The sequence below is a fragment of the Azospirillum sp. FG154 genome (genome assembly GCF_057809575.1).
Genome location: NZ_JBMDKF010000023.1, coordinates 1 through 13,155, shown reverse-complemented (window position 1 = coordinate 13,155; position 13,155 = coordinate 1). Strand labels below are relative to the sequence as shown.

Sequence of the window (13,155 nt, the reverse complement as noted above, 5' to 3'; positions counted from 1 at the left end):
TCCGCCATCTCCCCTTGACCGTCCCATCCTCCGCGAGACGACCATGACCTCGACCAAAAAGACTCCTGAGACCCTGCGCAGCGCCCGTTGGTTCGCGCCCGACGATTTGCGCAGCTCCGGCCACCGTTCCCGCGTCATGCAAATGGGCTACGCGCCCGAGGATTGGGTGGGCAAGCCGGTCATCGCCATCCTCAACACTTGGTCCGACCTCAACGCCTGCCACGCCCATTTCAAGCAGCGGGTGGAGGATGTGAAGCGCGGCGTCTTCCAGGCGGGCGGCTTCCCGGTCGAACTGCCCGCCTTGTCGCTGAGCGAAAGCGCGGTCAAGCCGACGACCATGCTCTACCGCAATCTGCTGGCGATGGATGTGGAGGAGTTGATCCGCAGCCACCCCATCGACGGCGTCGTCCTGATGGGCGGTTGCGACAAGACCACGCCCGCCCTGCTGATGGGGGCGACCAGCGCCGGTTTGCCCTGCCTGTTCGTGCCCGCCGGGCCGATGCTGCGCGGCAATTTCAACGGCAAGATTCTGGGGTCCGGCTCCGACGCCTGGAAATATTGGGACGAGCGGCGGGCCGGGACCATCACCGATCAGGAATGGCTGGGGGTGGAGCAGGGCATCGCCCGCAGTCACGGCACCTGCATGACCATGGGCACCGCCAGCACGATGACGGCGATCGCCGAATCCATCGGCATGACGCTGCCCGGCGCGTCGTCGATCCCCGCCGCCGACGCCAACCACATCCGCATGTCCGCCGCGTCGGGCCGCCGCGCGGTCGAAATGGTGTGGGAGGATTTGACCCCGGCCAAGATTCAGACGCGCGAGGCGTTTGAAAACGGCATCGCCGTCGCCATGGCGATGGGCTGTTCGACCAACGCCATCATCCACGTCATCGCCATGGCGCGCCGCGCCGGGGTGGACATCGGGTTGGATGATTTTGAAAAAGCCAGCCGCAAGGTTCCGGTGATCGCCAACGTCCGGCCCAGCGGCGAGACCTATCTGATGGAGGATTTCTTCTACGCCGGCGGCCTGCCCGCGCTGATGAATCGCTTGGGCGACCATCTGCATTTGGATTGCTTGACCGTGTCGGGCCAGACGCTGGGCGCGGACATCGCCGGGGCCAAGGTGCACAACGACGACGTCATCCGCACGCTGGACAACCCGATCTACGCCGAAGGGGCGCTGGCGGTGCTGACCGGCAACCTCGCCCCCACCGGCTGCGTCATCAAGCCCAGCGCCTGCGAGCCGCGTTTCCTCAAGCATTCCGGCCCGGCCCTGGTGTTCGACGATTACCCGTCGATGAAGGCGGCGGTCGAGGATGAGAGCCTGGACGTCACCGCCGACCATGTGCTGATCCTGCGCAACGCCGGGCCGCAGGGCGGGCCGGGGATGCCGGAATGGGGCATGCTGCCGATCCCGAAAAAGCTGGTGAAGCAGGGCGTGCGCGACATGGTCCGCCTGTCCGACGCGCGGATGAGCGGCACCAGCTATGGCGCCTGCATCCTGCACGTCTCGCCGGAATCCTACATCGGCGGGCCGCTGGCGCTGGTGCGCAACGGCGACCTCATAAGTCTGGACGTCGCCGCCCGCAGCATCCGGCTGGAGGTGTCGGACGAGGAGATGGCCGCCCGCCGCGCCGCCCTGACGCCGCCGCCGCCGCGTTACGAGCGCGGCTATGGCTGGATGTTCAACCGCCACGTCACGCAGGCCGACAAGGGTTGCGACTTCGACTATCTGCAAACCGATTTCGGCGCGCCGGTCGGCGAACCGTCCATCTATTGAGTCCTTTTGTCTGGAAAGATCCCGATCATGAGCCTGTCGCCCGAAACCCGTGCGAAGCTGAAGACCGTCAGCACCGCGACCCTGACCACCGCCCTGTTCAAGCGCGGCTTCCGCAACCAGTTCATCCAGGACGTCCGTCCGCTGAACCCCAACAGCGAAACCATGGTGGGGGAGGCGTTCACCCTGCGCTACATCCCCTCGCGCGAGGATCTCGACCCGCTCAGCGTCTTTCAGGACCGCGCCCATCCCCAGCGCAAGGCGGTGGAGGAATGCCCGCCCGGCGCCGTGATGGTCATCGACAGCCGCAAGGACGCCCGCGCCGCGTCCGCCGGGTCGATCCTGGTCACGCGGCTGATGGTGCGCGGCGCGGTCGGCATCGTCACCGACGGCGGTTTTCGGGATTCGCCGGAAATCGCCAAGCTGGCCATTCCCGCCTATCACAGCCGCCCGTCGGCCCCGACCAACCTGACCCTGCACCACGCCATTGACATCAACGTTCCCATCGGCTGCGGCGACGCCCCGGTTTATCCGGGCGACGTGATCGTCGGCGACGGCGACGGGGTGGTGGTGATCCCCGCCCATCTGGCCGATGAACTCGCGGCGGAAGCGGTGGAGATGACGGCGTTCGAGGATTTCGTCACCGAACAGGTTCTGGCCGGCCGCTCCATCCTGGGCCTTTACCCGGCGACCGACGAGCAGACCAAGGTCGATTTCGCGGCGTGGCGGTCGGCGAACGGGCGGTAGGCTTCGGACGAGACGGCCCCCTCCCCAGCCCTCCCCCGCTTCGCGGGAGAGGGAGGCTGGCCCCTTGGCGGCGCGCGGCGGAGTTTCCTCTCCCGCTGTGAAGCGGGGGAGGGTCAGGGAGGGGGCAAACGGATTTGACAGGGCGCCCCGGTCCAGACGACAACAGCGCCGCGTGCGCGATGACGACAGCGGAGTATCCGTCGATGAGTGCCGGGGCGAGCGTGCTTCCCATGCGTCTGGACCGGGGCCGACAGGCCGCCCCGCAGGTGTTCGATCATCTGCGGGAACGGATCCTGGCGCTGGATCTCAAGCCCGGCGCCGTCCTGTCCCGCGTCGAACTGATGGAACAATTCGGGCTGAGTCAGACCCCGATCCGCGACGCCCTGCTGCGGCTGGCGGAAGAGGGGCTGGTGGACATCTTCCCCCAGCACGCCACGCTGGTCAGCGCCATCGACCTGACCCACGCGCGCCAGACCCAGTTCCTGCGCCGCTCCATTGAACTGGAGGTGGTGCGGACGTTGGCGCTCGGCGCCGACGAAACGGTGATCGCGGGCCTGAAGGCGAACCTCGCCCGCCAGCACGCCATGGTGGACACTGAGGATTTTCAAAGCTTCTGGGCGCTCGATCAATCCTTTCACCGCGCGATGTACGAGGCGGCGGGGGTGCCCGATCTGTGGCGGCTGGTGCGCAGTCGCAGCGGCCATTTGGAGCGGCTGCGCAAGCTGCATCTGCCGACGCCGGGCAAGACGGTGAAGATCCACAGCGACCACAGCCTGATCGTCAGCGCCATCGCCGCCCATGATCCCGATCTGGCCCAGCGCCATTTGCGCGACCATCTGTCCGGCACGCTGGGTTTGATCGACACCATCCGCGACCGTTACCCCGGCTATTTCCGCGATTGAGGCGGGGCGATTGAGACAATGGCCCGAACGCTTCCACATCCACGAAAGCCCTTCTCCCCTTGCGGGAGAAGGGTTGGGATGAGGGGGCGACCCGGCCAGAGGCCGGGGAAGGTCGCCTCGCCACCCCCACCCCCACCCCCACCCCCGTCAAGGGCTACGGCATTCACACATCTTCGGTTTAGGCAACTCATTGGAAGAAAAAGAACTTTTCTCCGTCATTCCCGCGCAGGCGGGAATCCAGACTTACCCATAGGGTTCGTCTGGCGAACTCTGGATCCCCGCCTGCGCGGGGATGACGGAAAATCCGTTTTATTTCAATTGGTTGCAGTAAGAAAAAGATGTGTGAACGCTGTAACCCGTCAAGGGAGAGGGGCTTTATCAGCACTCGATGGTTCAAGCGATTGCCCTGATGGGCGCTTGGCGGGCTTGGAGCGGCGGCGGAAAACTGCGACACTGCGCGCCATGACGACCGCGACGACCATGATCCGCTTCATTCTTTCACCGCTCCGCTCCGCACGTTCAGGCAGGATCTCGGGGTGAAAAAGACCGACATTGGCGCGGCGTGGCAGGGCTTGGCCAACTGCAAGGGCTGCGGCATCCGCGAAACCGCCCTGTTCGCCGATTTGACCCAGAGTGATTTCAACCTCATCCATCTGCCCATCGACGAGATCGTCGTCGCGCCCGGCGCGGCGCTTTACCATGTCGGCGACGAGCCGCAGGCGCTCTACACCGTGCGCAGCGGGCTGGTGAAGCTGGTGCAGTATCTGCCCAACGGCGGCCAGCGCATCGTGCGGCTGCTGCGGGCGGGCGACACGGCGGGGCTGGAGGCCGTCTTGGGCGAGCCGTACCGTCACACCGCCATCGCGGTTCATCCGGTGCTGACCTGCCGGATCCCGCGCGCCGTCATTCAACGCCTGTCGGAGGAGACGCAGCATCTGCACCAGCAATTGCTGCGGCGTTGGCATCAGGCGGTGGAGCGCGCCGACGCCTTTCTGGTGGAGCTTGGCACCGGCAGCGCGCGGGCGCGGGTGGCGCGGCTGTTCCTGACCTTGATCGACGAGCAGGATGATTGCGATTTCTTCGGGCGCGAGGATGTCGGCGCGGTGCTGGGCATCACCACCGAAACCGCCAGCCGCGTGGTCGCCGAACTGAAGCGCCAGGGCGTTTTGGACGAATCGCGGCCCAACCGTTTCCACTGCGACCGCGCCGCCTTGCGGGAGTTGGCCGACGGGCCTTAACGGCGGCGCGCATCGGCGGGCCGGTTCGCCGCCGGCCGCGCCTGCTCACGCCGTCAAAACGCGGCTTCGGATCCTTGGATCAAATTGGGATCAGATCCAGGAATCATCCCCGCCGCCGTCCCCGCCGCCGTCGAAGGAACCCTCGTCGCTTTGGTAGTCGGCGGTTTGCTGGTCGATGGGTTGTTGGTGGGCGACCTCGCGGGTGGCCGGGGCGGCGCCCTCGCCATAGAAATTGTTGACGACGGTTTCGTTCACCACCGTTTCGCTGATCGGCGCGGCGGCTCCGGTCGCGCCGCCAAGCGGACCCGACGAATGGCTGAACAGCGAGGAAATCGCGCTGGCCGCCAACATGCCGCCCGCCACGCCGGCGGCGGTCTGCGCCGCGCCCGCCAGGAACCCGCCGCCGCGCGGCGCGTAGCCTTGCGGGGCGAAGCCCGGTTGGGGCGGGTAGGCCGGTTGCTGGCCGTAGGGGCTGGCCTGCGGCGGCGCCCCCCACGGGCTGCGCGCGGGGGCCGCCGTGGGTTGCGGGGCCGGCGCCGGGGCGTCGGACCGGGCGCCCCAAGGGCTGCGACCCAGCCCAAGCGCGTTGGACAGGAAGCTGCCGCCTGACGCGGGGGCCGGTTGGGCGGCCTTGCTCTGCGCCTCTTTCAACTGGCGTTCCAGATCCTCGATGCGGGTGTGGGCGGCGCCCAACGCCTGCTGCTGCACCAGAATGGCCTGCGCCATGTAATAGGGGGCCAAGGGCTGGCTCTGGGCCGACTGGCGGATGAAGCTTTCCGCGTCGGCGTCGCGTGGCTGCGATTCCGCCTCGCGCAGATTGCGGAACAGGTCGGTCAGAAGGGTGCGTTCCTCGGGGGTCATCCTGCATCTCCATGGCACGGGATCGGTCGTGCGTGAGGAGTATGTGGCGTCGCCCTCCCCCCCGTTGCAAGCCCCCCTTGGCGATGATCGCGGCGGATCGGGAGGTGGGCCTATGACCCTCGGCGGATCCCTTCCGAACGTCCTGCGACATTCCGTTTGTTGTGGAAATTGTGAAGACGCCGATACACTGCAAGACGCCCTGCAATTGAGGGCAAGAACCGTCGCAACGGTTCCAAATCGTCGCGCAAGACGACGAACCATCGTCACATCGAGGGAGAACGCCCAATGCCGATCCTGGATCTGCCCCGCGCGCCCGAGACGGGTTTTCTGGCGCAGGATGAAATCGCCGTCATCGCCGCCCACGAACATCTGACGATGCAAGAGGCGACCAAACGCGGCGCCGACATGATGCGCGAACCGTGGGGTCACGCCGCCTTGCGGCAAATGGTGTGGGACATGCTGTGCATCGCCCGCCGCCGGGCGGACGAGAGTGAAATCGCTCGCCTGGACGATCTCTACCGCAACGTCTGTCTGCGCTACGCCTGCCCGCATGACCGGCGCAGCGCCCCGACGCGGAAGATTCACCCCTTCCCTTACACAGGCCCGCAATAACGCGACCGCTTGAACGGTCGAGGGGGAAGAAAGCCCCTCTCCCTTGACGGGTTACTGGATGCACACATCTTCGGTTTAGGCAACTCATTGGAAGAAAAAGAACTTTTCTCCGTCATTCCCGCGAAGGCGGGAATCCAGACTTACCCATAGGGTTCGTCTGGCGAACTCTGGATCCCCGCCTGCGCGGGGATGACGGAAAATCCGTTTCATTTCAATTGGTTGTAGAAAGAAAAAGATGTGTGAATACTGTAGCCCTTGACGGGAAAGGGGTTGGGGTGAGGGTGGCGAAACGACCGCCCCGGTCTTCGACCGGAACCGCACCCCTCATCCCAACCCTTCTCCCGCAAGGGGAGAAGGGCTTCCCCTCATACCACGTCGCTGAAGACGCCGTGATGCCCGCGCGTCGTCGTCAAGCGGCGTAATGCTTGCCAAAGCGGTTGGCGAGGAAGGCGTCGAGCGGGACTTGCTCCTGCCGGATGAAGCCGGATTGCGGGATGCTTCCCTCGCGCAGCAGGTCGAGGATGGCGCAGATCCCGGCGGCGGTCGTCACCTGGATGGCGCTCCACACCCGTCCGCCGATGGTCTTGCTGTAGATCTTGGTGGCGAAGGTTTCCTGCCGCAACTCGCCGTCCTGCACGCCGGTGGCGGTGGCGACGACCAGAACCACGTCCTGCAAGGTCAACGGCACGGCGGTTTCCAGCACGTCCTTCAGCAGATGGCGGCGTTCGCCCAGACGCAGGTCGCGGATCAGCAGGCGGACGATGTCGCGGTGGCCGGGGTAGCGCACCGTCTTGTAATCCAGATTGCGCACCTTGCCCGCCAGCGTCTCGCACAGCGACCCCAGCCCGCCCGACGTGTTGAACGCCTCGTAATCCACGCCGTCCAGCGCGAAACGCTCGTCGCCTTCCAGCGGCATGACCTCGCGCGGTTTGCCGTCGACGATGGCCTCGCACGGGTTGCAATATTCGTTGATAAGCCCGTCGGTGCTCCAGGTCAGATTGTATTTCAGGGCGTTGGTCGGGTATTGCGGCAGGGCGCCGACGCGCAGATGCAGATTGTGCAATTGGTCGAACCGCCGGGCCAGATCATGCCCGACGACGGAGATGAAGCCCGGCGCCAGCCCGCATTGCGGAATCAACGCCGTCTTGGCGGTTTCCGCCAACTCCTTGACCTTGCGGGTGGCGGCGACGTCCTCGGTCAGATCCAAGTAATGGGCGCCGCAGGCGACGGCGGCGCTGGCGATCAGCGGCGTCAGCGTGAAGGGGCAGGCGCTGAGCACCGCGTTCTGACCGGCGATGGCGGCGCGCAGCGACTCCGCGTCCTGAACGTCCACGCGCTGCACCCGCAGGCCCGCCCGTTCGGCCCGCGCCAACAGCGCCTCGTCCCGGTCGCCGATGGTGACGGCGAAATCATCGGTCTGCGTCAGCAGAGTGGCGATCATCGAGCCGATCTTGCCGGCGCCCAGAACCAGAACCTTCATCGTAGCCACGGCCATCCCCTGTGTTTGCGCGGTTGCTGTGTTGTCGGTTGGCGACATCCTGTCGCAGCCCCAAGGGTGGCCCCGAAGACCGACCGGACAACAGCGGGCAAAGCGCCGGTTCCGCCCCCGATGTCCGGCGAAATGACGGATCGGGCGGCGGAATGACGGCGTGCGCGAATTGTTGAGGGGACGGCGGGTTTACGCCGCCTTCACCCGGTCGAGGAAGCCGGCCAACTCGCCGTTCAGCCGGGCGGCCCCGTTCGACACGTCGGCGGAGCGTTGACGCACCTCCGCCGCCGACCGCCCGGTGTTGGCGACGGCGCGGGCCAGCGCCTCGACATCCTCCTTCACCGCGTGGGACAGGCGTCCGGCTCCGGTGACGGCGCGGCTGATTTCGGCGGTGGCGGCGGCCTGCTGCTCGACGGCGGCGGCGACGGCGGACGCGATGCCGTTCATGTCGCCGATGATGCCGCCGATCCGGCCAATCGCCTGCACCGTGGTGGTGATGACGCCCTGGATGGCGGCGATCTGCGCCGTCACCTCGTCGGTCGCCTGGGCGGTCTGGGCGGCCAGCGCCTTGACCTCTCCGGCGACGACGGCGAATCCGCGCCCGGCCTCTCCGGCGCGGGCCGCCTCGATGGTGGCGTTCAGCGCCAACAGGTTGGTTTGCTGGGCGATGCTGGTGATGAGGCCGACCACCTCGCCGACGCGGCCCGCCGCCTGGTTCAGTTCGCGCACCGCGCCGTCGGCGTCGCCGACCGCCGCCACCGCGTTGTCCGACGCCCGGCGCGAGGAGTCCATCTGCCGCCCGATCTCGTTGATCGAGGCGGAAAGCTGATCCGCCGAGGAGGCGACGGTTTGGATGTTGACGCTGGCTTGTTCGGCGGTGCGCGCGGTGGTCAGCGAATGGCGGTCGGTTTCTTCGACGATTCCCGCCACGGCGCCGGCGGTCTCGTCCAACTGGGCCGACGCCTGCATCAGTCCGCCGATCACGGCGTGGACGTCGGCCTCAAACGCCTGCATGGCGCGCTCCAGGGCAAGGCCGCGCTCCAGCTTGGCCTGTTGCTCGCGTTCGCGTTCGGCGGCCAGATGGCGGGATTGTCGGGCGTTGTCCTTGAACACCGCCAGGGCGCGGGCCATGCCGCCCATTTCGTCGCGCCGGTTGGTGTCGGGAATGTCCACCTCCAAATCGCCGTCGGCCAGCCGGGCCATCAGGTTGGTCATCCGCCGCACCGGGCGGGCGACTCCGCGCGCCGCGACGACGCTCATCACGGCGGCCAGCAGCAGGACGACGGCGGTTCCGGCGATCAACAGGATTTGCGCGCGTTCGGCCTCGGCCTCCTGCCCGGCGGTCACTCGCTCCATGCGTTGGGATTCGGCGGCGCGCAGATCGTCGATGGCCTGCCGAATGCGCTCGATCCCGGCGCGCCCGGCCCCGGCGGCCTCCATGGCGCGGGCCTCGTCGCGGGTGGCCGGGTTGGCCATCAGGGCGATTTGCTTGGCCACCGCTTGCCCGACCCAGCCCTTCAGCGCGTCGGCCAGCGCGGTCAGGCGGGCGGTCTGGTCGGAATCGCCATCGGCCATGCGGGTCAGCTTGGCGAAGGAGCGGTCAAAAGACCGACGGCCTGTTTCAAAACTGTTCAGAAAGCGGGTGTCGCCCGCCAGCAGATAGCCGCGCACGCCCAAATGCTGTTCGGAGACGGCCTGCGCGATGGCCGACAGGGCGTCGGAGGCGTCGCGGCTGCGGTTGGCCTGTTCGGCCCCGTCGCGCACGGTGGCGAAGCTGGCGAGCGACAGGGCGGCGAGCGCCAGCGCCAAGGCGGCCAGACCGCCGAAGGCTGACGACAGGCGGCCCGTGATCCCGCCGAGACGGCTGTGGATGGACATGGTTCCTCCCGTCCCCGGCCATCGGTTGGGTCGGGGGTTTTGTTTTTGCGTTTTTTGGGGTGGCGTCGGGACTGTCTCCTCTCCCCCCCGGGGAGAGGTTAGGGTGAGGGGGCGCGGCCTGCCGGACGGTTTCGGCGGCGGATCCCCCTCACCCCGGCCCTCTCCCCGGGGGGGAGAGGGGGATGGGCGGTTGTGATGCGATCGGACTCAGATGCGCTGTTCGGTTTTGGGGTCGAACAGGTTGGCGCGGCCCATGTCGATCATGAAGTCGGCGACTTCGCCCTCCACTGGCATGTCGCTTGGCTTGATGCGGGCGACGACCTCTTGGCCGCTCAACTGGATGTAGGTGATGGTGTCGGCGCCGGTCGGCTCCAGCACGCTCACCGGGCAGCCGACCTTGACCAGCGCCGGGTTGCCCGTCGCCATGGTCGGGTCGTAGCAGGTGATCGCCTCGGGCCGGACGCCAAGGATGACCTCCTGGCCCAGCCAGCGGTCGGCCTGGGCGGGGGCCTCGTGCAGGGGCAGGAAGCGGCAGGGGCCGCCGTCGGACGCCGCGCGGTCCTGCCAGACGCTGACGCCCAGCCGGTCGCCTTCGGCGGCCAAGGTTCCCCGGATGAAGTTCATCGTCGGCGACCCGATGAAGCTCGCCACATACATGTTGGCGGGCCGCTCATACACCTCTTGCGGCGGGGCGAATTGCTGGACGATGCCCTCCTTCATGATGGCGATGCGGCTGGCCAGCGTCATCGCCTCGATCTGGTCGTGGGTGACGTAGACGACGGTGGTGCCCAGCCGCTGGTGCAGCTTTTTGATTTCCGTGCGCATGTCCACGCGCAGCTTGGCGTCCAGGTTGGACAGCGGCTCGTCGAACAGGAACACTTTGGGATCGCGGACCAGGGCGCGGCCCATGGCGACGCGCTGGCGCTGACCGCCCGACAATTGCGCGGGCTTGCGGTCCAGCAGATGTTCGATCTGCAACAGCTTGGCGACGCGCTGGATGGCGCCGTCGCGTTCCGTTTTCGACTGGCCGCGCATTTCCAGCGAGAAGCCGATGTTCCGCGCCACCGTCATGTTGGGGTACAGCGCGTAGGACTGGAACACCATGGCGATGTCGCGGTCCTTGGGATGGACGCCGTTGATGACCCGCTGGTCGATGCGGATTTCCCCGGCGCTGATGGTCTCCAACCCGGCGATCATGTTGAGCAGGGTGGATTTGCCGCAGCCGGACGGGCCAAGCAGGACCAGGAATTCGCCGTCGGTCAGGCTGAGGTCGATCCCTTTCAGGACTTCGACGCTGCCATACTGCTTGCGGACGTTGTTGATGCTGAGAGTCGCCATGTCAAATCACCCCTTGACCGAGCCAGCGGTCAAACCGCGAATGAAGTATTTTCCGGCCAGCGCGTAGACGACGAGGGTGGGCAGGCCCGCGATCATCGCGGCGGCCATGTCGACGTTGTACTGCTTGACGCCGGTGGTGGTGTTCACAAGGTTGTTCAGCGCCACCGTCACCGGCTGCGCCCCGCCCGCCGCGAAAGACGCGCCGAACAGGAAGTCGTTCCAGATCTGGGTGAACTGCCAGATGATCGTCACCACCATGATCGGCAACGACAGCGGCACCATGATCTTGGTGAAGATCTGGAAGAACCCGGCCCCGTCGATGGTCGCCGCCTTCACCAGATCGTCGGGAATGCTGACATAGTAGTTGCGAAAGAACAGGGTGGTGAAGGCCAGCCCATAGACGACATGGACCAGGATCAAGCCGCCCGCCGACCCGGCCAACCCCAGAAAGCCCAGCGTCTGCGCCATCGGCAGCAGCATGACTTGGGAAGGCAGGAAGCTGCCGAACAGGATCATCGCGAAGATCACGTTGGCCCCGCGAAAGCGCCATTTGGTCAGCGCGTAGCCGTTCAGCGCCCCGAACAGGGTGGAGATGACGACCGCCGGGATGACGATGACCAGCGAGTTCATGAAATAGGGGGCCATACCCCGGCAATCGGCGCCGATGCAGGCGCGGGTCCAGGCGTAGGTCCAGGCGTCGGTGCTGATGTCGCGCGGCAGCGACAGCAGGGATCCGGTGCGGATCTCGTCCAGGCTCTTGAAGGAGGTGGACACCATCACGACCAGCGGCAGCAGGTAATAGGCCGCGAACAGCAACAGGATGAGATACAGGCCCCAGCGGGCGACGCGCGGTCCCATCCCTTCGGCGGGCGGCAGCGCGGAGGTCAGGCTAGACACGCTTGCCCCCTTTCAGCTCGGAATAGAGGTACGGGACGATGATGGCGACGACGGTGGCGAGCATCATCATGGCGCTGGCCGAGCCGATGGAAATCTGGTTCCGCCGGAAGGTCATCTCGTACATGAAGGTCGCGGGCAGGTCCGAGGCGTAACCCGGACCGCCGCCGGTCAGCGCGACGACCAGGTCGTAACTCTTGACCGCCAGATGGGCCAGGATGACGAAGGCGCTCATGAAGACCGGGCGGACGGAGGGCAGAACGATGCCCCAATAGATGCGCGGCAGGCTGGCCCCGTCGAGATAGGCGGCTTTGATGATCTCCTGATCCACCCCGCGCAGCGCCGCCAGAAACAGCGCCATGACGAAGCCGGAGCTTTGCCAGACCGCCGCGATCACCAGCGTGTAGACGGCGGTGTCCTGTTGAACGATCCAGTCAAAGGTGAAACCGGGAAATCCCAGGTCGCGCACGAATTCCTGAATGCCGATGGTCGGGTTCAGGATCCATTTCCACGCCGTGCCGGTGACGATGAAGCTCAACGCCATCGGGTAGAGGTAGATGGTGCGCAGCACCCCTTCGCCCCGGATGCGCTGGTCCAGCATGACCGCCAGCACGATGCCGATGGCCAGACTGACGCCGATGAACAGCCCGCCGAAAATCAGCAGATTTTCAATGGCGACGTACCAGCGTTCGATCTTCCACAGCTTGGTGTAGGCGTCCATCCCGACCAGCTCGTAGCTGGGCAGCATGCGGGAGTTGGTGAAGCTGATGTAGACCGTCCACAGAATGAAGCCGTAGACGAACACCAGAATCGCCGCGAAGGACGGGGCCACCACCAGCTTCGACAGATGCCGCTGGACCAACTCGCCAAAGTTGGAACGGGCGGGGGCGTCGCCGGATTGAGCGCTGACGGCGGCGGCTTTGTAGGATGGGGTCTGCAAGGTCATGGGGCGATCCTCGCCGGAAGGGGGCCGATCATGGAGCGAAGCCATGGGCATACCCCCGCGAGGACGTCCGCGCGGTCGTCGCCGTCGGATAACGCGGGTCGCGCATTCTGGTCCCTCCCGTAACAGGTTGCTGTTGGACCGCTGTTGGTTGGTCGCGGTCGTTTGTCTGACGGTTACTGTACCCGTCCGATGATGCGCGGGGCGGACTATTTGGTAACAGGGCGCTTTCGTTGTGGGGCGGCTGTTACGTTGGCGTTACAAAGGCGGTTTTCGTAACAGGGCGAAGCGGTTGATACGCCGCTGTTACACGGAAACCGGATCCCCCGGCGCGGCGCTGGATTTAGTGTGGGCGCGAACAATGCGGGTCGTCAGCGAAGCGTCGTCTGAAACCGCTGGTTCGGCTGACCCTCCCTCTCCCCCCCGGGGCTACGGCATTCACACATCTTCGGTTTAGGCAACTCATTGGAAGA

11 protein-coding genes are annotated in these 13,155 nt (G+C 66.3%); 5 read left to right on the top strand and 6 right to left on the bottom strand.

Annotated elements, in window-relative coordinates; all coding sequences use genetic code 11:
* The first annotated feature begins 43 nt into the window (after window positions 1–43).
* From araD to ACODS4_RS21640, 4 genes are all read left to right on the top strand, one after another.
* Entirely contained in the window at window positions 44–1,783 is a 1,740-nt protein-coding gene (gene araD, locus ACODS4_RS21655) for an L-arabinonate dehydratase (protein ID WP_488867423.1), read from the top strand.
* A 27-nt stretch (window positions 1,784–1,810) separates the two neighbouring features.
* Window positions 1,811–2,527: a ribonuclease activity regulator RraA gene (locus ACODS4_RS21650; RefSeq protein WP_488867421.1), complete on the top strand. Its 717-nt coding sequence runs from the start codon at window positions 1,811–1,813 to the stop codon at window positions 2,525–2,527.
* A 203-nt stretch (window positions 2,528–2,730) separates the two neighbouring features.
* Window positions 2,731–3,429 carry a GntR family transcriptional regulator gene (locus tag ACODS4_RS21645; RefSeq protein ID WP_488867419.1) on the top strand — a complete coding sequence of 233 codons (699 nt, stop codon included), beginning with the start codon at window positions 2,731–2,733 and terminating at the stop codon, window positions 3,427–3,429.
* Between the two features lie 536 nt (window positions 3,430–3,965).
* Window positions 3,966–4,667: a Crp/Fnr family transcriptional regulator gene (locus ACODS4_RS21640; protein WP_488867417.1), complete on the top strand. Its 702-nt coding sequence runs from the start codon at window positions 3,966–3,968 to the stop codon at window positions 4,665–4,667.
* A 90-nt stretch (window positions 4,668–4,757) separates the two neighbouring features.
* Here ACODS4_RS21640 and ACODS4_RS21635 read toward each other — a convergent pair whose 3' ends face one another.
* Window positions 4,758–5,528 carry a DUF2076 domain-containing protein gene (locus ACODS4_RS21635; protein WP_488867415.1) on the bottom strand — a complete coding sequence of 257 codons (771 nt, stop codon included), beginning with the start codon at window positions 5,526–5,528 and terminating at the stop codon, window positions 4,758–4,760.
* 285 nt (window positions 5,529–5,813) lie between these two features.
* Here ACODS4_RS21635 and ACODS4_RS21630 point away from each other — a divergent pair, with 285 nt between their 5' ends.
* Window positions 5,814–6,140: a hypothetical protein gene (locus ACODS4_RS21630; RefSeq protein ID WP_488867413.1), complete on the top strand. Its 327-nt coding sequence runs from the start codon at window positions 5,814–5,816 to the stop codon at window positions 6,138–6,140.
* Window positions 6,141–6,549: 409 nt separating this feature from the next.
* Here the strand turns inward: ACODS4_RS21630 and ACODS4_RS21625 are convergent, their stop codons facing one another.
* From ACODS4_RS21625 to ACODS4_RS21605, 5 genes are all read right to left on the bottom strand, one after another.
* The gene (locus tag ACODS4_RS21625; RefSeq protein WP_488867572.1) at window positions 6,550–7,620 is read right to left on the bottom strand and encodes a saccharopine dehydrogenase family protein; all 1,071 of its coding nucleotides are present in this window, start codon (window positions 7,618–7,620) and stop codon (window positions 6,550–6,552) included.
* 198 nt (window positions 7,621–7,818) lie between these two features.
* Window positions 7,819–9,507 carry a methyl-accepting chemotaxis protein gene (locus ACODS4_RS21620; protein WP_488867411.1) on the bottom strand — a complete coding sequence of 563 codons (1,689 nt, stop codon included), beginning with the start codon at window positions 9,505–9,507 and terminating at the stop codon, window positions 7,819–7,821.
* A gap of 207 nt (window positions 9,508–9,714) precedes the next feature.
* Entirely contained in the window at window positions 9,715–10,845 is a 1,131-nt protein-coding gene (locus tag ACODS4_RS21615) for an ABC transporter ATP-binding protein (RefSeq protein ID WP_488867409.1), read from the bottom strand.
* Between the two features lie 6 nt (window positions 10,846–10,851).
* Complete coding sequence (locus ACODS4_RS21610; protein ID WP_488867570.1) at window positions 10,852–11,703, bottom strand: carbohydrate ABC transporter permease; 852 nt, start codon at window positions 11,701–11,703, stop codon at window positions 10,852–10,854.
* A gap of 31 nt (window positions 11,704–11,734) precedes the next feature.
* Window positions 11,735–12,685 carry a carbohydrate ABC transporter permease gene (locus tag ACODS4_RS21605; protein WP_488867407.1) on the bottom strand — a complete coding sequence of 317 codons (951 nt, stop codon included), beginning with the start codon at window positions 12,683–12,685 and terminating at the stop codon, window positions 11,735–11,737.
* Window positions 12,686–13,155 lie beyond the last annotated feature (470 nt).